The organism is Rhizobium ruizarguesonis (genome assembly GCF_017357285.1).
GTDB lineage: Bacteria > Pseudomonadota > Alphaproteobacteria > Rhizobiales > Rhizobiaceae > Rhizobium > Rhizobium ruizarguesonis.
Genome location: NZ_CP071678.1, coordinates 2599177 through 2622554, shown reverse-complemented (window position 1 = coordinate 2622554; position 23378 = coordinate 2599177). Strand labels below are relative to the sequence as shown.

At 60.6% G+C, this 23378-nt stretch carries 27 protein-coding genes and 1 tRNA gene; 13 read left to right on the top strand and 15 right to left on the bottom strand.

Translation table 11 applies throughout. The features are described 5' to 3' along the window. Nucleotides 1-135 precede the first annotated feature (135 nt). Entirely contained in the window at nt 136-516 is a 381-nt protein-coding gene (locus tag J3P73_RS13060) for a hypothetical protein (RefSeq protein WP_018072217.1), read from the top strand. A 73-nt stretch (nt 517-589) separates the two neighbouring features. Next, nucleotides 590-1606, top strand: coding sequence for a DUF1775 domain-containing protein (locus tag J3P73_RS13055; protein ID WP_130664650.1), 1017 nt, complete (start codon nt 590-592; stop codon nt 1604-1606). Between the two features lie 125 nt (nt 1607-1731). Here J3P73_RS13055 and J3P73_RS13050 read toward each other — a convergent pair whose 3' ends face one another. Then, complete coding sequence (locus J3P73_RS13050) at nt 1732-1998, bottom strand: hypothetical protein (RefSeq protein WP_024321788.1); 267 nt, start codon at nt 1996-1998, stop codon at nt 1732-1734. Nucleotides 1999-2120: 122 nt separating this feature from the next. On the opposite strand from J3P73_RS13050, the gene crcB reads away from it, so the two are divergent. The 7 genes from crcB to J3P73_RS13015 all read left to right on the top strand — a co-directional run bounded on the left by crcB (nt 2121) and on the right by J3P73_RS13015 (nt 7729). Further along, a complete protein-coding gene (crcB, locus tag J3P73_RS13045) occupies nt 2121-2498 on the top strand; it encodes a fluoride efflux transporter CrcB (protein ID WP_018485897.1) in 378 nt (125 codons plus the stop codon). Nucleotides 2499-2592: 94 nt separating this feature from the next. After that, nucleotides 2593-3585, top strand: a complete 993-nt coding sequence (locus J3P73_RS13040) for an RluA family pseudouridine synthase (protein WP_018072213.1) — start codon at nt 2593-2595, stop codon at nt 3583-3585. Further along, nucleotides 3582-4235, top strand: a complete 654-nt coding sequence (locus J3P73_RS13035; RefSeq protein ID WP_130691838.1) for an HAD-IA family hydrolase — start codon at nt 3582-3584, stop codon at nt 4233-4235. The genes J3P73_RS13040 and J3P73_RS13035 overlap by 4 nt, the downstream gene beginning before the upstream one ends. 9 nt (nt 4236-4244) lie before the next feature. Beyond that, on the top strand, nt 4245-5030 hold the full coding sequence (locus J3P73_RS13030; protein ID WP_130691836.1) for an ATP12 family chaperone protein: 786 nt from the start codon (nt 4245-4247) through the stop codon (nt 5028-5030). A 67-nt stretch (nt 5031-5097) separates the two neighbouring features. Beyond that, on the top strand, nt 5098-5556 hold the full coding sequence (locus J3P73_RS13025) for a calponin homology domain-containing protein (protein WP_020397551.1): 459 nt from the start codon (nt 5098-5100) through the stop codon (nt 5554-5556). Nucleotides 5557-5663: 107 nt separating this feature from the next. Then, nucleotides 5664-7196, top strand: a complete 1533-nt coding sequence (locus tag J3P73_RS13020) for an acyl-CoA carboxylase subunit beta (protein WP_018072209.1) — start codon at nt 5664-5666, stop codon at nt 7194-7196. A gap of 140 nt (nt 7197-7336) precedes the next feature. Further along, on the top strand, nt 7337-7729 hold the full coding sequence (locus J3P73_RS13015; protein ID WP_003559672.1) for a DoxX family protein: 393 nt from the start codon (nt 7337-7339) through the stop codon (nt 7727-7729). A 42-nt stretch (nt 7730-7771) separates the two neighbouring features. Here J3P73_RS13015 and sugE read toward each other — a convergent pair whose 3' ends face one another. The 9 genes from sugE to J3P73_RS12970 form a co-directional block, all read right to left on the bottom strand. Beyond that, nucleotides 7772-8086, bottom strand: coding sequence for a quaternary ammonium compound efflux SMR transporter SugE (gene sugE, locus J3P73_RS13010; protein WP_130664648.1), 315 nt, complete (start codon nt 8084-8086; stop codon nt 7772-7774). A 188-nt stretch (nt 8087-8274) separates the two neighbouring features. Then, a protein-coding gene (locus J3P73_RS13005) for an IS630 family transposase (protein ID WP_027689416.1) occupies nt 8275-9217 on the bottom strand; the annotation gives its coding sequence in 2 pieces (ribosomal slippage) (nt 8275-8880 and nt 8882-9217; 942 coding nt in all). 129 nt (nt 9218-9346) lie between these two features. Next, nucleotides 9347-9814 (bottom strand): YaiI/YqxD family protein, encoded by a 468-nt coding sequence (locus J3P73_RS13000; protein WP_018072207.1) that lies wholly within the window; start codon nt 9812-9814, stop codon nt 9347-9349. A gap of 156 nt (nt 9815-9970) precedes the next feature. Next, the gene (locus tag J3P73_RS12995; protein WP_226532158.1) at nt 9971-10333 is read right to left on the bottom strand and encodes a hypothetical protein; all 363 of its coding nucleotides are present in this window, start codon (nt 10331-10333) and stop codon (nt 9971-9973) included. 187 nt (nt 10334-10520) lie between these two features. Then, the gene (locus J3P73_RS12990) at nt 10521-11648 is read right to left on the bottom strand and encodes an S-(hydroxymethyl)glutathione dehydrogenase/class III alcohol dehydrogenase (protein WP_130691832.1); all 1128 of its coding nucleotides are present in this window, start codon (nt 11646-11648) and stop codon (nt 10521-10523) included. A gap of 114 nt (nt 11649-11762) precedes the next feature. Continuing rightward, nucleotides 11763-13772 (bottom strand): acetyl-CoA carboxylase biotin carboxylase subunit, encoded by a 2010-nt coding sequence (locus J3P73_RS12985; protein ID WP_207579647.1) that lies wholly within the window; start codon nt 13770-13772, stop codon nt 11763-11765. 75 nt (nt 13773-13847) lie between these two features. After that, a complete protein-coding gene (locus J3P73_RS12980; protein ID WP_130771533.1) occupies nt 13848-14552 on the bottom strand; it encodes a hypothetical protein in 705 nt (234 codons plus the stop codon). Nucleotides 14553-14649: 97 nt separating this feature from the next. After that, on the bottom strand, nt 14650-15600 hold the full coding sequence (locus J3P73_RS12975) for a DMT family transporter (protein ID WP_174826569.1): 951 nt from the start codon (nt 15598-15600) through the stop codon (nt 14650-14652). 97 nt (nt 15601-15697) lie between these two features. Continuing rightward, nucleotides 15698-15782: transfer RNA gene (locus tag J3P73_RS12970), tRNA-Leu, on the bottom strand. 182 nt (nt 15783-15964) lie between these two features. On the opposite strand from J3P73_RS12970, the gene lipB reads away from it, so the two are divergent. Both lipB and J3P73_RS12960 read left to right on the top strand, forming a co-directional pair. After that, on the top strand, nt 15965-16684 hold the full coding sequence (lipB, locus tag J3P73_RS12965) for a lipoyl(octanoyl) transferase LipB (RefSeq protein WP_130655624.1): 720 nt from the start codon (nt 15965-15967) through the stop codon (nt 16682-16684). A 260-nt stretch (nt 16685-16944) separates the two neighbouring features. After that, nucleotides 16945-17589 carry a methyltransferase family protein gene (locus J3P73_RS12960; RefSeq protein WP_130655623.1) on the top strand — a complete coding sequence of 215 codons (645 nt, stop codon included), beginning with the start codon at nt 16945-16947 and terminating at the stop codon, nt 17587-17589. A gap of 78 nt (nt 17590-17667) precedes the next feature. Here J3P73_RS12960 and J3P73_RS12955 read toward each other — a convergent pair whose 3' ends face one another. The 3 genes from J3P73_RS12955 to J3P73_RS12945 all read right to left on the bottom strand — a co-directional run bounded on the left by J3P73_RS12955 (nt 17668) and on the right by J3P73_RS12945 (nt 19452). Next, nucleotides 17668-18033 (bottom strand): hypothetical protein, encoded by a 366-nt coding sequence (locus J3P73_RS12955; RefSeq protein ID WP_130664644.1) that lies wholly within the window; start codon nt 18031-18033, stop codon nt 17668-17670. Between the two features lie 321 nt (nt 18034-18354). After that, complete coding sequence (locus J3P73_RS12950; protein WP_207579646.1) at nt 18355-18873, bottom strand: BON domain-containing protein; 519 nt, start codon at nt 18871-18873, stop codon at nt 18355-18357. A gap of 84 nt (nt 18874-18957) precedes the next feature. Then, nucleotides 18958-19452, bottom strand: coding sequence for a peptide deformylase (locus tag J3P73_RS12945; protein WP_207579645.1), 495 nt, complete (start codon nt 19450-19452; stop codon nt 18958-18960). A 242-nt stretch (nt 19453-19694) separates the two neighbouring features. Here J3P73_RS12945 and mgtE point away from each other — a divergent pair, with 242 nt between their 5' ends. Together mgtE and J3P73_RS12935 are read left to right on the top strand one after the other, a co-directional pair. Then, the gene (gene mgtE, locus J3P73_RS12940) at nt 19695-21110 is read left to right on the top strand and encodes a magnesium transporter (RefSeq protein ID WP_017964422.1); all 1416 of its coding nucleotides are present in this window, start codon (nt 19695-19697) and stop codon (nt 21108-21110) included. A gap of 63 nt (nt 21111-21173) precedes the next feature. Then, nucleotides 21174-21566, top strand: coding sequence for a MerR family transcriptional regulator (locus tag J3P73_RS12935; RefSeq protein ID WP_075225557.1), 393 nt, complete (start codon nt 21174-21176; stop codon nt 21564-21566). Nucleotides 21567-21591: 25 nt separating this feature from the next. Here J3P73_RS12935 and J3P73_RS12930 read toward each other — a convergent pair whose 3' ends face one another. Together J3P73_RS12930 and J3P73_RS12925 are read right to left on the bottom strand one after the other, a co-directional pair. Further along, nucleotides 21592-22581 (bottom strand): heparan-alpha-glucosaminide N-acetyltransferase, encoded by a 990-nt coding sequence (locus J3P73_RS12930; RefSeq protein ID WP_018072194.1) that lies wholly within the window; start codon nt 22579-22581, stop codon nt 21592-21594. Continuing rightward, the gene (locus tag J3P73_RS12925) at nt 22581-23345 is read right to left on the bottom strand and encodes a DUF599 domain-containing protein (RefSeq protein ID WP_018072193.1); all 765 of its coding nucleotides are present in this window, start codon (nt 23343-23345) and stop codon (nt 22581-22583) included. Before J3P73_RS12925 ends, J3P73_RS12930 begins: the two co-directional genes overlap by 1 nt. Between the last annotated feature and the right edge of the window lie 33 nt (nt 23346-23378).

Here is a 23378-nt window from a genome sequence, read left to right as displayed (position 1 = left end):
CACTTGGCAAGGCCAAATGTCGTGACCGGGCAAATTTTTGTCGCCTTATTCCCAGCAAGCGTTGATCTCAGGCAAATCTGCTTTTGCATTCCGTGCTAAAACCGGCTATCGCGGCCTTCTGTTGAAGGGGATCTCATGCGGCAGACCGGACTGAAAGCGACGCTCTTCCTGCGCATGCTTTGCGCATTGAGCCTGCTTTTGCTCGGCCTTGCCCATCAGGCGCCGCAGGCTGTCGCCGCCGAAGGCTACGATGCCGCGGCCTATGTGCTGCCCGACGGCACCTTCGCCTCGCTCTGCGTCACGGTGAAGGATGCCGACGGCAAGACCATCGCCTTCAAGCCGAATTGCGAAGCCTGCCGGTTGTCTGCCTCCGTCATCCTGCCGACGCCGGATGCGGACTCCTGGCTCGAGCGCGAACTCACTTCGCTGATCAACGCGCCGATCGAAACATCAGCCGTTTCAGGCGCAAGCGCCGTCTGGCGGCCGAATTCGCGCGCGCCTCCCACCCTCGTCTGATCTTCCTCCACCGCCTATGATTCAGCATGCCGGTCCGCCCGAGAAAATGCCGCGGCCGGCGAGGAGATATCCGATGAAGACCATCAAGACATTTGGCAAAACCCTAGGGCTTGCCGCCCTTCTTTCCGCAACCGCCTTTGCCGGCGCCGAGGCCCATGTGACATTCCTCGACAGAGAGGCGAAGCTGGAGAGCACCATTCTCGCCACGCTGCAGGTGCCGCATGGCTGCGACGGCAAGGCGACCACGGAAGTGCGGGTCAAGCTGCCGGAAGGCTTCGTCTTCGCCAAACCGCAGCCGAAGGCCGGCTGGGAGCTCGAGGTGATCAAGGGCGACTATCAGAAGACCTACGACAATCACGGCGACAAGGTGAACAAGGGCGCGATCGAAGTGCGCTGGAAGAACGGCAATCTCTCCGACGATTTCTACGACACCTTCGTCATCCAGGGTAAAGTATCGGGCGTCGAGGCCGGCACCTCGCTCGCCTTTCCGGTGACGCAGATGTGCGGCGATATGGTCACGGCCTGGGACCAGGTGGCAAAAGAAGGCGGCGATGCGCATGGGCTGAAGAGCCCGGCACCGCTCTTGAAGGTCGTGGCCGGCGAAGACCACGGTCACGACCATGACGATATGGCCGGCATGGACATGTCCGGTATGAACATGAGCGGGACGGCGGGCATGGGCGCTGCTACACCGGCTGGCGAAACGGTCAAGGCCGGCGATCTCGAAATCTCCGGCGGGTTCGCCAAGGCAATGCTGCCCGGCCAGCCGGTCGGCGGCGGCTTTTTCACGGTGAAAAACAACGGCAAGACGGACGATCGCTTGCTGTCGGTGACGTCGCCTGTATCAGGCGATGTTCAGATCCACGAGATGGAGACCAAGGATAACGTCATGCGGATGCGCCAGCTGAAGGACGGTATCGCCATCGCCGCGGGCGAGACGATCAAGCTTGAGCCCGGCAACCTGCATCTGATGTTCCAGAAGGTGAAGACGCCGTTCAAGCAGGGCGACACGGTGCCTGTGACGCTGACCTTCGAAAAGGCCGGCAAGGTCGATCTGGTCCTGCAGGTGCTCTCCGCCCAGGGCAAGTGAGAGCAGCGATTCAAAGTGCTACAGCGTCCTTTGCGCGTCTGAAAAGACGCGCGGCGCCGTCGTTAAAACAAAAAAGCCCGCGACTGTCATCGCAGTCGCGGGCTTTCGTTTGGAAGGCGATCGCCTCAGAAATCTTCGTAGGATCGGAGCGCCTGTTTCAGGCCGGCCTGCGGCTGGCGGTTGCCCTTGGCCATCAGGTCGAGTGCCACTTCGGTCGACTGGATGATGCTGGAGGGCTCGTCTATTTCCTCAGTGCCTTCGGCCTTCAACTGCCGGTCGGCCACGCGCCGTGCGTCGCGCGCCGCAGTGCTCGTCGCGACACGCTGCGGGATTCGGAGCGACTCGAAAGCAATGGCGGCGGTGTTGGCCGATACGGACAGGAGCTGGGTCATGCCAGTCACTGTATCGGCATGATCTTGGTGCCCTCATAAGAAAATCATTGGCATTTTACAAAATGGTAAGAATTCATATGAGCTCGATTGGAATCACTTTCGCAACGCGGTAAATCCGGCTCATGATCCAGGCTCTCCTTGTCGCCTTCGGCGGCGCTATCGGTTCCGTTCTCAGGTATTATGTCGGCCAGTGGGCGCTGAGACTGATGGGGCCGGCATTCCCCTGGGGCACGCTTGCCGTCAATGTCGTCGGCTGCTTCGTCATCGGCGTCTTCGCCGAGTTGATCGCGCGGAAGTTCAACGCCTCGGTGGAATTGCGCCTCCTGCTGATCACCGGCTTCCTTGGCGGCTTCACTACCTTCTCGGCCTTCTCGCTGGACGCCATCTCGCTGTTCGAGCGCGGCGAGACTGTCGCCGGCGGCATTTATATCGCTGCGAGCGTCGGATTTTCGATGGCGGCCGTCATCGCCGGGCTCGCCACCATGCGCGCTTTGGCCTGATTTCGATTCCGGTTTCCGTTTTGCGTGAAAATGCTCTAAAGGCTGCGGCAAGAACGCCGGCTCGGCCTGCGCTGCAATTTCCGAAAGATTTCTTATGGCTGGCATAGAACATATCAAGATTGAACCTGACGAGGCGGGCATGCGGCTCGACCGCTGGTTCAAGGTGCACTTTCCGGGGCTTGGCTTCGGTCCGCTTCAGAAGCTGCTGCGCTCCGGACAGGTGCGCGTCGACGGCGGACGTGTCAAATCGGATGCGCGCGTGCAGCCCGGCCAGACGGTGCGCGTGCCGCCGCTCGACGTCGATGCGAAGCTGAAATCCGGACCGATCGCCGGCAAGGATCTCAAGCATTCGACGGATTTCGAGCTGCTATCGCGTATGGTGCTGCATGAGGACGAAAAGGTAATCGTGCTCAACAAGCCTCCTGGTCTTGCGGTGCAGGGCGGCTCGGGTGTGGCCAGGCATATCGACCAGATGCTCGAAGCCTGGACCAGTCCGAAGGGCGAGAAGCCGCGGCTCGTTCACCGTCTCGACCGCGACACATCGGGTGTTCTCGTCATCGCCCGCACGCGCGGCGCAGCACAGAAGTTGACGGCCGCCTTCCGCGAGCGCGATACCAAGAAGACCTACTGGGCGCTCGTCAAAGGTGTGCCGCGCAAACACGAGGACAAGATCTCGACCTGGCTCGTCAAGGAGCCGACGATCGATGGCGACCGCATGCGGATCGCCAAACACGGCGAGGACGGAGCAGATCACGCCGTTTCCTTCTATCGCGTGCTCGAAACCGCCGCCCAGAACCTCGCCTGGCTGGAGATGGAACCCTATACTGGACGGACCCATCAGCTGCGTGTGCACGCGCTGCATATCGGCCATCCGATCATCGGCGACCCGAAATATTTCGACGACGATCCGAATTGGGATTTTCCAGGCGGCGTCCAGAAGAAGCTGCATCTGCACGCGCGTCACATCGACATCCCGCACCCCTCAGGTGGGCGCCTGCGCATCAGTGCGCCGCTGCCGTCGCATATGGTGCAGACCTGGAATCTCCTCGGCCTCGATCTCGCCAGCGCCGAAAGGGACGCCGAATGAAACTGGCGCTTTTTGATTGCGATGGCACACTGGTCGATAGTGCCGGTCTGATCCACGAAACCATGCGCAGGACCTTCGATAAGTTCGGCAGGCCGGAACCGCGCTTTGAAGACACCAAAGCCATTATCGGCCTGTCCCTCGATATTGCGATTGCCCGCATGCAGGGCAGGCAGCATGTTGAGCAGCAAGACATCGACATGACGGCGCATTACAAATCGCTGTTCTCGATCGTGCGTCAGGATCTCGATTACAAGGAACCGCTGTTTCCCGGCATCCGCGAGATGATCGACGCGATCAGCGGGCGCGACGACCTGCTGATCGGCGCCGTCACGGGCAAATCCCGCCGCGGGCTCAAGCTCGTGATCGAGACACATGGTTTCGACGGGCATTTCATCGTCGCACGCACCGCCGACGATTGCCCCTCCAAGCCGCATCCAGCCATGGTGACGGAATGCTGCGATGAAACTGGCATGAATGCTGCCGACACCATTGTCATCGGCGATGCGGTTTACGATATGCAGATGGCAAAGGCTGCCGGCGCCAAGGCGATCGGCGTTGCCTGGGGCTATGCCAGCGTGGATGAGCTGATCGCCAACGGCGCTGATGCGATCGCCTACCATCCGAACGAGATATTGCGTCATTTTTCCTGAGGTGAGCCCATGCGCGATCTGCTGAACGACCTTTCCAAAGGCCTGAGCCATCCCGATCCCATCCGCCGCGCGCAGATCCAGATGAAGAAGCCGCTGCCGAAGCGTTTCTATATCGACGTCGCCGTTGCCGAACACGAGGGCGGCTTTGCGATCACGCTCGACGGCAAGATGGTGCGCACGCCGGCACGGCAGGTTCTCGCCGTGCCGACCGAGGCACTCGCGCGGCTTGTCGCTGCCGAATGGCAGGCGCAGGGCGAGGAGATCAATCCTATGAGCATGCCGGTGACGCGGCTCGTCAACACCGCACTCGACGGCGTTGCCGCCAATGCGCAGGCGATCTTCGAAGATATCCTGCGCTTTTCCTCCAGCGACCTCATCTGCTACCGCGCCGAGGAGCCGGAATTGCTGGTCGAGCGCCAAGCCGAGCGCTGGGATCCTGTGATCGACTGGGCGGCGAATGATCTCGGCGCCCGGTTCATCCTCGTCGAAGGGGTGATGCCTCATGAGCAGCCGCGCGAGGCGACGGCCGCCTTCGCCGTCACGCTCGCCAGATATGACAGCCCGATGGCGCTTGCAGCGCTCCACACAGTCACCACGCTGACCGGCTCGGCGATCCTGGCGCTCGCCTTCGCCGAGGGCCGGGTGACGACTGAGGAGGCCTGGTCGCTTGCCCATCTCGACGAGGACTGGACGATCGAGCATTGGGGCAGCGATGAGGAAGCCGAGGAGCGGCGGACCAAGCGCTTTGCCGAGTTCAAAGCCGCAGCGGATGTTTTTTTCGCCCTAAGCGCCTGAAACATATTGCCTTCCAATGCATTATGACGAAGTCTGCGACTCCAACGGGGTGGTGCGGGATTTTGCAATGAATTGGCTGAGGTCGTGTTTTTGCCGGGCCGCACTCGTCTGTATCGCGCTCACGGCCTGCGTCAGCCTCTCGGCCACCAAGCCGGAGGCGCCGGTCTATGATGTGCGCAGTGCCGTCGTTCTCTCCGGCCCGAACATGCCGGCCGAGCTGCTTTCTGGCATCAACGACCGCGTCAACGCCGCGATCAACGCCACCGTGCACGATACCGTGCTGCCGCGGGTGGTGCTGACGATCCGCGTGGTTTCCATCCAAAAGGGCCTCGGCTTCCAGAAGGACCGCAACGTCGCCAAGATCAGCATCGACGCGGCCTCGGTCGAGGACGGCTCGGTCATCGCCGTCAGTGCCTTCGACGTGACCAGCATCGCTGCCGATCCCAAGCTTGCCGACGAGATCCTGGCCGAGGACGTCGCAGCAAGGATACGCTCGGTTTTCTCGCTCAGCGGGCGCGGGCGCTAAATAGTTAGAGCATGATGTTGTCCGAAAACCGCGCACACTTTTCGGCATCATGGTCTAGCGCATAATCTAACCGCCGGATTGCCGCCCGCAGCGGCGAGGGAGATCGCATGAAGGAAATTCTCGAGGAACTGGAACGGCGCCGCGGCATCGCCCGCCTCGGCGGCGGCGAGGCGCGCATCGACGCCCAGCACAAGCGCGGCAAGCTGACGGCGCGCGAGCGGATCGACCTCTTCCTCGACGAAGGCTCGTTTGAGGAGTTCGACATGTTCGTCGAACACCGCTCCACCGATTTCGGCATGGATAAGAGCCGGATTGCCGGCGACGGCGTCGTCACCGGTTGGGGCACGGTCAACGGCCGCACGGTGTTCGTCTTCGCCAAGGACTTCACCGTCTTCGGCGGCTCGCTATCGGAAGCGCATGCCGAGAAGATCATGAAGGTGCAGGACATGGCGCTGAAGAACCGCGCGCCGATCGTCGGTATCTATGATGCGGGCGGCGCCCGTATCCAGGAAGGCGTGGCGGCTCTCGGCGGTTATGCGGAGGTATTCCAGCGCAATGTGCTCGCCTCCGGCGTCATACCGCAGATCTCGGTGATCATGGGTCCCTGCGCCGGCGGCGATGTCTATTCGCCTGCTATGACCGACTTCATCTTCATGGTGCGGGACACCTCCTACATGTTCGTTACCGGTCCCGATGTGGTGAAAACCGTCACCAACGAGACGGTGACGGCAGAAGAACTCGGCGGCGCTATCGTGCATACGGTGCGCTCGTCGATTGCCGACGGCGCCTACGACAATGATGTCGAAACCTTGCTGCAGGTACGCCGGCTGATCGATTTCTTGCCGCTTTCGAATACCGCGCCGCTGCCCGAGATCGAATGTTACCAGTCGGTGACAGAGGTCGACATGTCGCTCGATACGCTGGTGCCGGCGAGCTCCAACAAGCCTTACGACATCAAGGAACTGATCCGGAAGGTGGCGGACGAGGGGGACTTCTTCGAGATCCAGGCGAGCTTTGCCGGAAATATCGTCTGCGGCTTTGGCCGCGTCGAAGGCTCCACCGTCGGTTTCGTGGCCAACCAGCCGATGGTGCTGGCCGGCGTTCTCGACAGCGACGCCTCGCGCAAGGCGGCCCGTTTCGTGCGCTTCTGCGACTGCTTCAACATTCCGATCGTCACCTTCGTCGACGTGCCGGGCTTCCTGCCGGGGACGGCGCAGGAATATGGCGGCCTCATCAAGCACGGCGCCAAGCTGCTCTTTGCCTATGCCGAGGCGACGGTTCCGAAACTCACCGTCATCACCCGCAAGGCCTTCGGCGGCGCCTATGACGTGATGGCGTCGAAGCATCTGCGTGGCGACCTCAACTATGCCTGGCCGACGGCGCAGATCGCCGTGATGGGCGCCAGGGGTGCCGTCGAGATCATCTTCCGCAAGGATATCGCCGATCCCGAAAAGATCGCCGCACATACGAAAATGTACGAGGACCGGTTTCTCTCACCGTTCGTCGCCGCCGAGCGCGGTTATGTCGATGAGGTAATCATGCCGCACTCGACCCGCCGGCGGCTAGCGCGCGGTCTGAAGATGCTGCGCAATAAGGATCTCGCCAATCCGTGGAAGAAACACGACAACATCCCGCTTTGACGGCTGGCCGCCGAATAAAAGTGTTCGGTCAGGTGTTTAGCCACTGTCGAAAATGTGAACGGCCGTCAGTGATCCGTGTGTTCAATCCTTGCCGAGGACAGGCTAACGCTCGACTCTTATTGTTTTAAAGGAGAGGTTTAATGTCAACTTTCGAGCGTCTTTCTGCCTATCGCCCCTATGGGCTGGCCGCTCTCAGAATCATCACCGCGCTGCTGTTCATCGAACACGGCACGATGAAGCTTTTCGCTTTCCCGGCTGCGCAGATGGCCGGCCCGTTGCCGCCGCTGATGCTTTTCGCCGCCCTTCTTGAGCTGATCGGCGGTATCCTCATTCTCGTCGGCCTGCTGACGCGCCCTGTCGCCTTCCTCCTCGCCGGCGAAATGGCGGTTGCCTATTTCATGGCGCATGCCCCGAACAGCTTCTTCCCAGCCGTCAACCAGGGCGACGCCGCGATCCTGTTCTGCTTCGTTTTCCTCTACCTGTTCTTCTCCGGTCCCGGCGCTTTTGCCGTCGATAACCGCAAGGCAGCCTGAACGATACACTGAGGGGCGTCGGCGACGCCCCTCAACCTCACATCAGGCGGTAAGCTTGAGACCGGCGATGCCGGCGACAATCAGCGTGATGCAGGCAAGACGGGAGACACTTGCCTCATCGCCAAGCAGCCAGATGCCGAGAAATACGGTGCCGACCGTGCCGATGCCGGTCCAGACCGCATAGGCAGTGCCGATCGGCAGATGCTTCACCGCCAGGCCGAGCAGCACGATGCTGATGACCATCGATATGACGGTCAGAGCCGTCGGCAGCGGGCGGGTGAAGCCATCGGTATATTTAAGGCCGATCGCCCAACCACATTCGAAAAGACCGGCGAGAAAAAGCAGAAACCAGGCCATGCGACTCTCCTTGTTGAAGAGCGAGGCCGTCCCCGCGACAGTTGCATCCTGGAGGATGCCGCAGTCGTCTGCGATGACGCCTATATGCGTGAGGAAGCGGCGGAGTTCAAGATCGAAATCAGCACAGCTGCCATGCCAGCCGTTTCTTGCGGCCTACAGCGCCGCGCGTCTTTTAGAGCGTGCTGTTTTTAGACGGCAGCATATCCTGAGTTTCTAAGATAGTTTGCGCATTCGTCAGGCGCGAATGCGTCGAGCATGTGACCGGCGGTGCGCCACGTTGTTTCGACGCTTCGTGGCTCGGCCTTTCTGATGAGATGCTTGAGCTTGGCGAAGACCTGCTCAATGGGATTGAGGTCTGGACTGTAAGGCGGCAGGAAGATGAGATGCGCGCCGGCAGCCCTGATTGCACGTCGGATAGCCTGCCCCTTGTGGCTGCCGAGATTGTCGAGGATGACGACGTCGCCTTTGGCAAGTGTTGGCACAAGGATTTTCCTGACATAGACGTTAAAGAGCTCGCCATTGATCGGCCCGTCGATAACCCAGGGCGCGTCGATACGGTCGCTGCGCAGGGCCGCGATGAAGGTCAGGGTTTTCCAGTGGCCGTGCGGGACTGAAGCGGCGAGCCGCTGGCCACGTGGTGCCCAGCCCCTGAGCGGCGCCATGTTGGTTTTGATCCAGGTCTCGTCAAGGAAGACCAGTCGATGAGCCTCGATCCGGTGCTGGTGGTTCTTCCAGCGTTGCCGTTTGCGGGCGATGTCCGGTCTCGTCTGCTCGGCTGGCAGCACCGTTTTTTTTGAAACTCAAGCCTTCAGCCCGGACAAACACCCAGACAGCACGGCGGTCGGTCTTGATGCCACGCTCGGCAAGCTCCGCAACCAGCCCACGTGTCGTGAACGGGCCAGAGCAACAACGTTGGCGCAACCACTCGGCCCGCTCATCCGACAAAGTCCGTTTCTTGTGCCCGCCAATCCGGCCTGGCGTAAGAGCGCCTGTCTCGGCCAGGCGCCGCTTCCATTTTGAAACACACGAAGGGCTGATCGATAGTGCGGCCGCAATAGAGCGTATCGTCTCGCCGGCCGTTAGCCGCGCCATTGCACGCTCTCGAAGATCTTCAGAATAAGGCTGTGTCATCGCCGCTGGCCTGCCTTCCCCAGCAGCAATGTTGAATCACATTCAAACTGATTTGCGAATCCCAGATTCCGCTAAATCACAGCATGCTCTAGACGTGCAAAGGACGCTGTCGCACCTTTAGTTGCTGTATCACGGCTGCCCACCAGCCTCCGCGGCAAGGCTTTTGGCGCGGCGGCAGAGGCGATCGAAGGTTTCGAGGAAGCGTGAGCGGTCTTTCGGGCTGAAGGCGGCGTTGTAGCCCTTGCTCTCGCCGGTTTCGCGCAGGTGCGCGCCGAGATCGCGCATGGCGCTCGCCATGCCGATATTGGTCTCGTCGAAAACGCGTCCTGTGGGTCCACTGACGAAGGCGCCGGTGGCGACACAGCGCACGGCAAGCGGCACATCGGCGGTGACAACGACATCGCCCGCGCCGGCGCGTTCGGCGATCCAGTTGTCGGCGGCGTCAAAGGCGTTGGAGACGATGACGTTGTGGATCATCGGATCGCGCGAGGGGCGCAGGCCTGAATTGGCAACGAATGTGACTTCGAGGCTGAGACGTTCGGCCACCTTCAGGATTTCCGGCTTCACCGGGCAGGCATCGGCGTCGACATAGATCAAAGGCTGTTTACCTCACTTAGAGCATGATGCCGAAAAGTGTGAGCGGTTTTCGGAAGACATCATGCTTTAATTCTTTGATTTAGATCCGGATTTAATTTCTAGGTCGATCCGACCTAAAAACTTCCGGATCTAATGCCGACGCCTGATACGCGCGGATTACTCGCGAGTCCAGATTTCGCTCGCAACCTTTTCCGAGCCGCCATAGGTCCAGACACCCTGCCAGCTGCCGTCCGGCTGCTCGAAATACATGGCGATGCCGAAATTCTCCTTGGAGACGTATCCGACGGAGATCGCCGTGTCCTCGTCGCTTGCCGGACCCATTTCGAAACGATCACCGCTGAATTTTGCGCCGAGGCCGGTGCCGATCGACTCGTTCTTGCCGATCATCCAGTCGACGATATAGGTCTCGCCGTTGCGAAGCACCTTGACGGTGCCCTGATATTTGCTGCCGTCCTCGCTGGTGCCAGCGACCTTGTAGGAACCTGTGGGGTCCGCAAATGCAATGGCGGGCAGTAACACAAATGCGCAAGCCGAAATAATAGTCCGAAAAATCATAGGTCCCCCTTTTTGGCGAAGCAGGATTGCTAGGCACCGAAGCGGTAACATGAAAGGGCTTCACACTTGGTGAAGCCCTCTGCAGATCCGGCCCGTTATTTTTAGGGTATCGAGCGGTTTTACTTCAAGCCCGCAGTCTTTGTGTCATGCGTTAGTACACCACCACGCCGCGGATGCTCTTGCCCGAATGCATCAGCTCGAAGCCCTTGTTGATGTCTTCGAGCGGCATGGTGTGGGTGATCATCGGATCGATCTGGATCTTGCCTTGCATGTACCATTCGACGATCTTCGGCACGTCGGTGCGCCCGCGGGCGCCGCCGAAGGCGGTGCCCATCCAGTTGCGGCCGGTGACCAGCTGGAACGGACGGGTGGAGATTTCCTGGCCGGCACCGGCAACGCCGATGATAACCGACTTGCCCCAGCCGCGGTGCGAGGCTTCCAGTGCCTGGCGCATCACCTTGGTGTTGCCGGTGCAGTCGAAGGTGTAGTCGGCGCCGCCGATCAGGTCGCCGTTGCGTTTGGTCAGGTTGACGAGGTAAGGCACGATGTCGTCACCGACCTCCTTCGGATTGACGAAGTGGGTCATGCCGAACTTTTCGCCCCAGGCCTTGCGATCATTGTTGACATCGACGCCAATGATCATGTCGGCACCGGCAAGCTTCAGACCCTGAAGCACGTTGAGACCGATGCCGCCGAGACCGAAGACGATCGCCGTGGCGCCGATCTCGACCTTGGCGGTGTTGATGACCGCGCCGATGCCGGTGGTCACGCCGCAGCCGATGTAGCAGATCTTGTCGAACGGCGCGTCCGGGTTGACCTTGGCAAGGGCGATCTCCGGCAGCACGGTGAAGTTCGAAAAAGTCGAGCACCCCATATAGTGGTGGATCTTGTCCTTGCCGATCGAAAAGCGGCTCGTTCCATCCGGCATCAGCCCCTGGCCCTGGGTTGATCGAATCGAGGTGCAGAGATTGGTCTTGCGGCTGAGGCAGGAATAGCACTCGCGGCATTCCGGGGTGTAGAGCGGAATGACATGATCGCCCTTCTTCACCGAGGTGACGCCGGGACCGACATCGACGACGATGCCGGCGCCCTCATGGCCGAGAATGGCCGGGAAGAGGCCTTCGGGATCGGCGCCCGACAGGGTGAAATCATCGGTATGGCAGATGCCCGTCGCCTTGACCTCGACCAGCACTTCGCCGGCCCGCGGCCCCTCCAGCTGCACGGTCATCACTTCGAGCGGTTTTCCTGCCTGAACGGCAACGGCGGCGCGAACGTCCATCTTGATATCTCCCTGTCGATTTTTGTTGGTTCCCAGCTGATTTATCGGGCTGAGATTGGCATGGTCGGCGAATTCGGCTCAAGCGAAAACAGCCGGTCGCCCGGTCTTTTCCTCTCAGGCGAATTCCATGATCACGGCATCGACGGCCAGGCTTTCGCCGGCCGCGGCATTGATCTTCGAAACGACGAGATCGCGGTCGGCGCGCAGCACGTTTTCCATTTTCATCGCTTCGACGATCGCAAGCGTCTCACCGGCCTTGACCTCCTGGCCCTCGGCAACGGCGATGGCGACGACAAGACCGGGCATCGGGCAAAGCAGGAGCTTGGAGGTATCAGGCGGCAGCTTTACCGGCATCAGCCTGTCGAGTTCGGCATGACGCGGCGAAAAGACCTTGGCAAGCACCGAAAGCCCCTGCCAGTCGATACGCAACCCGTTCAGAACGGGGCGAAGCTGCGCGGTAATGTCGAGACCGCCGACCTTGCCGCTCCAGACCGGGTCGCCCGGTCTCCAATCGGTGACAACGCTCTTGTTCTCACCCTCGATCGCGATGTCCATATCGAAGGGGATGGTGACGAGACCGTCGAGCAATCGTGCCGCGACGTACTTGTCGCCAATCTTGATCACCCAGTGCTCGCGCAGCGCGCCCGATGCAGCGCGCAGGCGATCGGCGAAACGTTCACGGCGGTTCGCCTCGATCAACGAGGCGGAGAGGGCGATCGCGGCAAGCACGGCGTCTTCCGACTGCTCCGGTTTCATCGGCGCGAAGCCGTCAGGATATTCCTCGGCGATGAAGCCTGTGGAAAGCCGGCCCTCGCGCCAGCGCGGATGTTTCATCAGCGCCGACAGGAAAGGAACATTGTGCTCGATGCCATCGACGACGAAGCCGTCGAGCGCCCGGCCCATGGCGTCGATCGCCTCGAGCCGTGTCGGCGCCCAGGTGCAGAGCTTGGCGATCATCGGATCGTAATACATCGAAATCTCGGCACCCTCGAAGACGCCGGTATCGTTGCGGACGACGACATTGCCGGTCTTGCCTTCCGCCGGCGGGCGGTAACGCGTCAGGCGGCCGATCGAGGGCAGGAAGTTGCGGTAGGGATCTTCGGCATAGAGCCGGCTCTCGATCGCCCATCCGTCGAGCCTGATGTCCTCCTGAGCAAAGGGAAGGGGCTCTCCCGCTGCGACCCGGATCATCTGCTCGACAAGATCGATGCCGGTGATGAGTTCGGTCACGGGATGTTCGACCTGCAGGCGGGTGTTCATTTCGAGGAAATAGAAATTGCGGTTGCGGTCGACGATGAATTCGACGGTGCCGGCGCTCTGGTAATCGACGGCCTTCGCCAGCGCCACCGATTGCTCGCCCATCGCCTTGCGGGTCTTCTCATCGAGGAAGGGCGAGGGCGCCTCTTCCGCCACCTTCTGGTTCCGCCGCTGGATCGAGCATTCACGTTCGCCGAGATAGACGACGTTGCCATGCGCGTCGGCCAGCACCTGGATCTCGATATGGCGTGGCTCGACGATGTATTTCTCGATGAAGACGCGGTCGTCACCGAAGGAGCTTTTCGCCTCGGAGCGGGCACGCTCGAAGCCGTCGCGCACTTCTGCCTGGTTCCATGCAATGCGCATGCCCTTGCCGCCGCCGCCAGCCGATGCCTTGATCATGACGGGATTACCGATCCCGCCAGCGATTACCTCCGCATGGGCCGCATCCTCGATGATGCCAAGATGGCCGGGCACTGTGGATACACCGGCGGCATTGGCGAATTTCTTCGATTCGATCTTGTCGCCCATCGCCATGATGGCCTTCGGCTTCGGGCCGATGAAGACGATACCCTGTTTTTCCAGTTCGGCGCAGAAGGAGGCGCGTTCGGACAGGAAGCCGTAGCCGGGATGCACCGCCTCGGCGCCCGTCGCCTTGCAGGCCGCGATGATCTTTTCGGCAGCCAGATAACTCTCCGACGCTGCGGCGGGGCCGATATGCACAGCCTCGTCAGCCATCTCGACATGCAGCGCGTCCCGATCCGCATCCGAATAGACCGCGACGGTCAGAATTCCCATGCGGCGCGCAGTCTTGATCACGCGGCAGGCGATTTCGCCGCGATTCGCGATCAGGATTTTCTTGAACATCGAGACTCCACCCAGAAATGCATCCCGGAGTTTTACGCACAAAACACCGGAACGCACAATCAGGCTTGCGGAGCGTCAGGCGACAGCGGCTGCCGAGACTGGTTCCTCGTCGACGATGCGCAGCCAGCGGCTGCGACGCGGCTCGGCATAATCGCGCAGCTCGACGGCGGCCATGATCCCCGCCCAGTGCGGATGATTGGCGCCAGCCAGCGTTGCCCGCTCGATCTGCTGGAGCACGCCGTATTCGACCGACGAGACGGGGATGACGCCGCCTTCGGCCACGCTTCTGAAGATGCGCATCGCAAAATCGACGTCCTGACGGGAGATGCCCCGGCGATCGATGGCACGCGACAGCTTGTAGCCACCGATATTGTCGGTGATTGCCAGGCGGAGCTGATCGAGGGCGAGCGCTCTCAACTCGCCCGGGACATCGGCCGAGATCTCCATGACGTGAAGAATGAGCTCGAGTTCCAGCGCCGAGTTGACGACACCATCGGTCGTAAACATGCGCATGATCCAGGCGACGTTGATTTCATCAAGCGAGCCTTGCGGATACGTGTAATGGACGATGAAACCGGCGAGCTGCTCCACAAAGAAAGCGTTCCAAGCGGCACATTTTTCAGGGCAGGAATTGTTGAGCGCCAACATCGCCACGACATCGTCTGATGTCCGGATGCCCTGCGGGAAGGCATGTTTGCGCAGCAGTGTCATATCTTCGGCCGTCAGCCGATGCTTGCCGGCCACGATACAGGCCGGAAAAGCGAGACGAAATTCGCTCATGTTTTAACTCCAGGCTTCATCATGAAACCGGCGACAGTTTTAGCGCCTGCGAATTGACGATCCCTCAAGAAGAGGAGTTAACCCGATATTCCCGATGTCAGGAAGATTTTAACGATTGCGCCTGCAGCCGCTCGCGCCAGATGATGAAGAGGCCTGACGCAACGATGATGAAGATGCCGATCCATTTGGAAAAGCTCGGGAAATCGTCGAACAACGCATAACCCAGAACGGTCGCTGAGATGATCTCGAAGTACTGGAACGGCGCAAGCAGCGACAGGGGCGCGAGACGAAAAGCCCGGACCACGAGCATATGCGCATATCCCGAGATCGTGCCGAGGGCGAGAAGCAGGACAAGGCCGAGACCGGAGGAGGGCAGGGAGACAGCAAAATCGGCATTGCCGGAACTGCTACCGACGAGAAGGGCGGCCGCCATAAAGACCGTTCCGCCGATGCCGGCCATCGTCTGCATGGTCAGCGGCGAATCGGCCTCGCCGATGGCGCGGTTGAGGAAGAGATAGAGCGAGAACAGAAAGGCGCAGGCGACCGGCAGCAGCGCCTTCAAGCCGAAAATTTCGTAGCTTGGCTGAATGACGATCATCGCGCCGCCGAAACCGACGACGATCGCTGTCCAGCGCCGCCAGCCGACTTTGTCGCCGAGAAACAGCGCAGACAGGGCGGTCAGCATGAAGGGCTCGACGAAATAGATGGCGAAGACGTCGGCGAGCGGCATGTATTTGACGGCGACGAAGAAAAGCAGGCTCGCAGCACCATGCAGCACACCGCGCAGCAGGTTCATCCATGGCCGTTTGGCCGAGAGCGCCTTCAACCCGAAAAGGGCGAAAAGAATCGGCAGGGTGCAGGCAATCTGGAAGAAGAATCGGTAGAAGGTCACCTGACCCGGCGACATCGCCTCGAAGGTCGCCATATATTTGGCGATCGCATCCATTGTCGGCAGGATCAGCATGGCGCCGGACATGATGGCCATGCCCTGCAGGGAATTTTGGTGGGGCTCTGACATGGCTGCTGATTCTTGCGAGGATGACGCCATCAACCATGAGAAGGCTGGGCAATCAAGCCGAGCAATCGCAAATGGCTTCGAGGTGAAAACGAAATCGTCGCTTAGAAAGCGTTTCCCTGAAGGGAAATGGTGCGGTCGAGAAGACTCGAACTTCCACGGGTTGCCCCACAGCGACCTCAACGCTGCGCGTCTACCAATTCCGCCACGACCGCATCGTGGTAGGTGCCGATTTGCGTCGGCGGGGCAGCATGTAGCAAAAGCATCTGGGGTGCACAAGGGCGATATGACAGTTTTTTTGAAAACCGGTCACAGCATTTGAATTGGCCTCGAAACGGGTCCATATAGCTGTCCTGCCGCCCCTATTTCACAGGCGTTTCGGGGAGAGCGGCAAGGAATGGCCATGCTTCGCACCGATCTCGAATTCTCCATGCTTCCCCAACTCGGCACGCGGCCGGTCCGCTGGCGCATTGCCGATGGCCTCATTCCCTATGAGGAGGCGGTGGAGACGATGGAGCGCGAGGTGGCGGTGATATCGGATGGCGGTGATGAGCTCGTCTGGCTCGTCGAACATCCGCCGCTCTATACTGCCGGCACCAGCGCCAATAAGAGGGACCTCGTCCAGCCGGACCGTTTTCCGGTCTTTGCGACAGGGCGTGGCGGTGAATATACCTATCATGGACCCGGCCAGCGCGTCGCCTATGTCATGCTCGACCTGAAAAGGCGGCGTCAGGACGTGCGCGCCTTCGTTGCCGCCCTTGAAGACGTCGTCATCCGCACGCTCGACATGATGAATGTGCGCGGTGAGCGACGTGAAGATCGCGTCGGCGTCTGGGTGCGCCGGCCGGAAAAGCCATTGCTGGCCGATGGGGCGATGGCCGAGGACAAGATCGCCGCTCTCGGCATAAGGCTGCGGAAATGGGTGACCTTCCACGGACTGTCGCTCAACGTCGATCCCGATCTCGACCATTTCGGCGGCATCGTGCCCTGCGGGATATCAGCCTATGGCGTGACCAGCCTCGTCGATCTTGGCCTGCCGGTGATGATGGCTGATGTCGATATCCGGCTGCGCACCGCCTTCGAGGCGGTTTTCGGCGAAACGACCGGCGAAATCTGACTGATCGCGGCGACCGGGGCAATTTGTATCGGAAAGAAAGGCTGGTTTCGGCTTTTCCCAGGGGAACAATGCTTCGTGGAAGTTTTGGCGGTCGCGCAGCGTTGAGGTCGCTGTCGAGGAAGCCTTGGACGTTCGAGTCTTTCTGCCGTCAGGCTCGGCAATCGCTTCACCGTCAGATCTGAGCCGGTGTTTTAACCGATAATTAGCGGTGGAAAATATATAGGACACCACAGCAGTGTGAATATGGAAGTCCGAGGATAATGAGAAAAAAAGCAGCGGCAAGCTGGTCGTTCCTCGATGTGTATTTCGTTCTCGATATTATCGAGAAGGTTCTCATCGGTTATTTCTTCGTTGGGATTGTCATGCGCGTCCTGCCGCAGATGCAGGACAATCGCGCGATCATCGATTGCCTGCTGATCGTTTCGGAGGGAGCTGCCGCATTCCTCATCCTGACCCGCCGGCCGACGAGAAATGCGTCGCTACGCTTCTTCGACTGGACGGTCACCGCCATCGGCACGATCTTCCCGTTGCTTGCAGCGCCCTCCGCGACACAGCCGTTAGCGCCGCTCGCATTCTGCGGGACGGTGATGGCGCTCGGTTTCATCTTGCAGATATCGGCAAAGCTGACATTGCGGCGAAGCTTCGGCCTGGTGCCGGCCAATCGCGGCGTCAAGATCGGCGGGCCTTACAAATTTATCCGCCATCCGATGTATGCGGGGTATCTGATGACACACATCGGCTTCTTCCTGGCCCATCCGAGCCTTTGGAATTTCGCCATCTATGCGACGGCCCTGGCCGCACAATGTTTCCGCCTCCTGGCGGAAGAACGTCTGCTCAAGCAGGATCCTGCTTACGAGGCTTTCATGGCCACGACCCGTTACCGGCTCGTTCCATTGGTATTCTAGGACGACATAAAGATGGATTGAAAAGAGAAGGGCCGGTTTCCGGCCCTTTCTTTTATCGGATCCCTGTCTTTTATCGGGTCAATGCGTCGCGCGGCATGCTTCGGTGCGGGAGGCGCCGCTGTCGGCACCCTTGGTGTGGGAGCCCTTCGGACCGATCATGCTGTGGCATGGGGGCAGCTGCGTGATGCTGGCTGTTGCGGTCTTATCGACGGCAGGGGCTGCCATGGCGCTCGGTGCGAAGCCATCGCTGTCATTGGTATAGTCGCCGGAATAGGCCGGGGCCTTGCGGCTGCTGTAGTGGACCGGGGCCGGCTTCGACGTCGGGCTCGGCGCGAAGCCGTCGCTGTCGTTGGTGTAGTCATCGGAATAGGTCGGCTGGGCGAAGGCAGCGCCTGCAAGGCTGACGGCGAACAGGGAAGCGGCAAGGGCAAATTTGATGCGCATGGGTCTATCTCCTCAATCTGCTGTTGAATTCCACAACATAAACTAACCCTCGGCAAACACGAGTTCGCGCCCCAATTCAGGCAATTTTGTGATAATATGACGACGCAGCCGCGACCTTTTGTCCAAATGAAATCACAGTGTTGTCAACGAAATTGACGTTCGCGTTACAGAAGCCGCCTAACAAAAATAGGCGATTGGTGTCTCGAATAAGACAGCTGGTGCTGCAATCTTAAATTGTTAACTTTTGGTAATGTTGGGAAGGGTCACTAACGGGAGGCGGCAGCCCGTCTCCCGTTGGTGATCTGCGCCTTGTGCGTGAAGTCAGTCGTCGTTCGGGATATGCGCATCGACACCGGTCAGCTGCAGTTTGTTGCGGACGTGACGGACGCCATCCACCGAAAGCGCGCCGAGTTCGACCTTGCGAGCGATGCCGATCGTCTCCACCGACCCTTCCAGGGCGACGACGTGACCGTCTGCATGAACCTCGATGCTGTCGATATCGACCTCGGGGATGTTTTCGAGATTGTCGTTCACCCGCGCTTCCAGCTCGTCGCTTTCATCGCGGTCGATCGTATCGGCGCGCAGCGAATCCTTCAGGCGGTTCTCGTTGCCGTCCTCATCCGTGCCATCTATCCGGAAGCCCTTGTTGGGATCGCTGTCAAAATTGGCCGCAGTCTCGCCGTAGGGGCGATTATCCGGGCCGCCGGTGCCGGCGCCGCTGCCGTCAGCGTATGGCCAGCCGTCATCGAGGTTGCGTTCTTCGAGGTCGCGATAATCCTCTTCACGGGAAAGCTCAGGCTTTTCCCGTGAAATCGGGGTCTTGTCACCGATCCTTGCCATTGCGGTCGCTCCTTGTTTCTTTTGCTGGAAACGCCGGCAGCGGCGAATGGTTCGGTGCGGACGGCGATTTGTCAGCCGTGATTGTCAGCCCTGGGCCTTCTCCCATTTCTTCACGAGACGGTCGCGCTTCAGCCGCGAGAGGCGCTGCAGCCAGAAAATGCCATCGAGCTGGTCGACTTCGTGCTGGATGCAGATGGCAAGGAAATCTTCGGCACCGTGCTCGTGCACGGCGCCCTCGGCATCCTGATAGCGGAAGCGGATTGCTCGCGGGCGCGTCACCTCGTCGGTCACGTCGGGCATGGAGACGCTGCCTTCGGAATGGCTCATCGTCTCCTTCGAAAACCAGGTGATATGAGGATTGACGTAGAGACGCACGCCGTCGGCCTGGTCGAGTTCCAGCACCGTGACACGGTCGAAGACACCGATATGGGCGGCGGTGATGCCGACGCCGGGGGCTGCGCGCATCGTCGCCAGCAGATCGTCGGCAAGGGCTGTGAGCGAGGAATCGAAGGCCGTCACCGGCGCGCAGACAGTCTTCAGGCCCGGATGTGGATAGCGCAGAATCGGACGGATGGGCATGGGGCAGGCTTCCTCTGCTTGCACGGGTGAGGAAACTATCGCCGGCCGCAGGCATTGTCATCACGAAGCACGGTTTGCCGCTTTACGACACGGGTGCTTTGGGCTAGCAGGGGCCAAGAATTCCGGCTGCGGGAGCCTCGCGCGGGATTTGCTTATCCGCTTGTTGATAATGTGTTTTCGGCCAACATTTGCGAATGCGGCGCGGCAGTCGTTGAAATTCGAACCAGATGCGAGGGCGGCAGATGACGACGACCGATGGGGAAGACCGCATTCGCAGGCGTCCTGATGACGAGGAAGCCGATATCTACGACGAGGACGGCAATGTCCGCGGCGATTTTCTGGCGCTTGTCGGCGCCGCAATCGCCGACCGCGACACGCTGTTCCTGCGCCAGAACGTTGCCCGCCTGCATGAATCCGAAATAGGCGACCTGCTGGAGGCGATCCAGCCGGATCAGCGCCTGGCGCTGGTGCGCCTGCTCGGCGACGATTTCGACATGACGGCGCTGACCGAAGTCGACGAGGCGATCCGCCGCGAGATCGTCGACCAGATGCCGAACGACCAGATCGCCGCCGCGATCGGCGAGCTCGATTCGGACGACGCCGTCTACATTCTCGAAGACCTTGACAAGGAGGATCGAGAAGAGATCCTCGCCCAGCTGCCGTTCACCGAGCGGGTGCGGCTGCGCCGGGCGCTCGACTATCCCGAAAGCTCGGCCGGGCGCCGCATGCAGACGGAATTCGTCGCCGTGCCGCCATTCTGGACTGTGGGACAGACGATCGACTACATGCGCGACGAGGAGGATCTGCCCTATTCCTTCTCGCAGATCTTCGTCATCGATCCGACCTTCAAGCTGCTCGGCGCCGTCGATCTCGACCAGATTCTCCGCACCAAGCGGCAGACGAAGATCGAGCAGATCATGCGCGAGACGAACCATCCGGTTCCGGCCGAGATGGACCAGGAGGAGGCGGCTCAGCTCTTCGAGCAGTACGACCTTCTCTCGGCCGCCGTCGTCGATGAGAACGGTCGGCTGGTCGGCGTGCTGACCATCGACGACGTCGTCGACGTCATCCACGAGGAGGCGGACGAGGACATCAAGCGCCTCGGCGGCGTCGGCGACGAAGAGCTGTCGGACAATGTGCTCTCGACAGTGCGTTCGCGCTTCCTGTGGCTTTTGATCAACCTCGGCACGGCGATGCTGTCGGCCAGCGTCATCGGGCTGTTTGACGGCTCGATCGAGAAGATGATCGCGCTTGCGGTGCTGATGCCGATCGTCGCCTCGATGGGCGGCAATGCCGGCACGCAGACGATGACGGTGACGGTGCGCGCGCTCGCGACCCGCGATCTCGACATCTACAATGCCGGCCGCATCATCCGCAGGGAGGCGGGCGTCGGCATCCTGAACGGCATCGTCTTCGCGACGATCATGGGCGCGATCGCCGGGACCTGGTTCCACGACTACCAGCTCGGCGGGGTGATTGCGGCGGCGATGGTCATCAACCTGATGGCAGCCGCTCTTGCCGGCATCCTTCTGCCGCTGCTGCTCGACAAGATGGGCGCCGACCCGGCGATCGCCTCGTCGGTCTTCGTCACGACAGTGACGGACTGTACCGGCTTCTTCGCCTTTCTCGGCATCGCCACCTGGTGGTTCGGCATCTGAACCGCCAAAAATTGACTATTACGTAAAAGTCAATATTATCGTCTGTCCGACGACGGGGAACACATGCCGGTGAACAAATACTATAGCATAACGGAACTGACGCGCGAATTCGGGGTCTCGACGCGCACGCTCCGCTTCTACGAGGACGAGGGACTGATCCATCCAGAGCGGCGCGGGCGCACCCGTCTGTTCCGGCAAGCCGACCGGCGCCTCATCGCGGAAATCCTCCGCGGCCGGCGCATCGGTTTCACCATCGCCGAAATCCGCGAGATCATCCAGGTCTACAAGGAGCCGCCGGGCGAACTCGGCCAGCTGAAGCTCCTGATGAAGCGCGTCGACGAGAAGCGCGACGACCTGCGCCAGAAGCGCAAGGATATCGACGACACGCTGGCGGAACTCGACTCTATCGAAGAGACCTGCCTCGGCCGCCTCGCCGAAATCGGCGTCACCACCTGAAAAACGGCTACGGGGTTGCCAACCTCTATTGTGCCTCGGCGCTGCATTCGGCGGCGATCGTCTGGACCCGCTCGTCGTTCCGAATATCGATCTCTCCCGCCTGCAGCGGCGTGAACAGGGCTTGGGCCTGCAATTTGTCCAGCGTGCACTGGCAGAAGCCGCGGCAAAGCGCTTCGCCTTGCTGCATGACGCAAGAGGCGTTGCATTGCCTTAGGTAAGTCGCGAGCGGATCCGGCGCCTGCGGCGGGACGACGAGGGAAATCCCATAGGCGATGGCGATCAACACCGGCTGGTGGATGAGATAGAAGGCAAGGCTGTGGCGGCCGAGCCTTGCCGGCCACCAGGAACCGGTGCCAAGGGCGGCAAGCCGCTGCGGCAGCCTGGTTCTGATGGCGATCGAGGCGATACTCAATCCAGCGAAGAAGGGCACTGCCCAGGGAAACAGCGGGACGTAGTCATTAGAGCGTTCCGGCGTCACGGCAAGGCCGATCCAGGCGAGATATCTGGGATCGAACAAGGATGAGCGAAGCAGGCCGGGTGGCCCGAAATTATCGGTCATCCAGGCGGCAAAGAGCGCGAGCGTGGCGATGAGGGTGAAGGCGAGCGGCAGCCTCAAAAAAACGACGCCGATGAGCGTGAGCACCGCGATACAATGCAGGATGCCGAAATAGATCCACTCGTTCGGCATCGCGATGCGCGTGGCGATCGAGATGAGCGCGGCTGCCGCGGCGATCATGCCGAAGCGCTTCCAGAAGGAGGGCCAGCGAATCTCGGGCGTGCTCGAGAGCACCAGGCTGATGCCGACGATGAAGAGAAAGGTCGTGGCGATTGCCCGGGCATAGATCTTCAGCCAGCCGGTTTCGGCCGTGCCCGGCGCGAGATAGCCCATGAACTCCATGTCCCAGCTGAAATGGTAGCTCGCCATGGCGATCAGCGCGACGCCGCGCGCCGTATCCAATAGGCCGATGCGCGGCGGTTTTGCCGCCGCATCGGTTTCCCTTGCCGGCAATATCATCAAAGTCCCTCGGGCAAATCACGTCCGTCGCTCGACGGCATATCGCGGCGAATAACAGAAAGGTGGAGATTTGATGGCGGGCCAGCATCCATGATTGCCAGTCGCGCCTGCGAGAAAAATTGCCGGCGTGTCAGCACGAAGATGACGATCGCCGTCGTCAGCATGAAGACATAAGGGTTGATGAACCAGCCGAGATAGCCGATCGACAGGAAGATCGCCCTGAGGCCCTCGTTGAAATTGCTGCCGGCAATGACGTTCATGCGGATGACGCGTTCGGCCGCCCGCTCGGCGGCGATGACGTCGCGCTCGGTGTCGCGCATCATCGGGATCGAGCCGAAGAGAATGGTGCAGTAGTTGAACAGCCGGTAGGACCAGCCGAATTTGAAGAAGGCGTAGCCGAAAAGCGCTGCCAGCCCGCCCACCTTCATCTCGAAGACGGCATGGCCCCCATGGAAGACGAAGGGCAGGTCGGCGAAGACGGCGTCGACCTTCTCCGTCGCGCCGAGCAAAGCAAAGCAGCTGCCGATCGCGAAGATCGAGGTCGAGGCAAAGAAGGCGGTGCCGTTCTGCAGGCCGGCCATGATCTGCGTGTCGATCATCTTCAGGTCGCGGCGCAGCGAATTGTAAATCCATTCCCGGCGCCGTTCGGTCATCGCATGGGTCAGGCTGGTGCGTCCGAAGAAGGTGCGGCCGTGCAGCAGCCAGGAATAGCCCATCCAGACAAAGGCAAAGAAGGCCAGAGCGATATAATCCGCCGTCGTCATCAGTGATTCAGTCTCCGCATGAACGCGGCCATT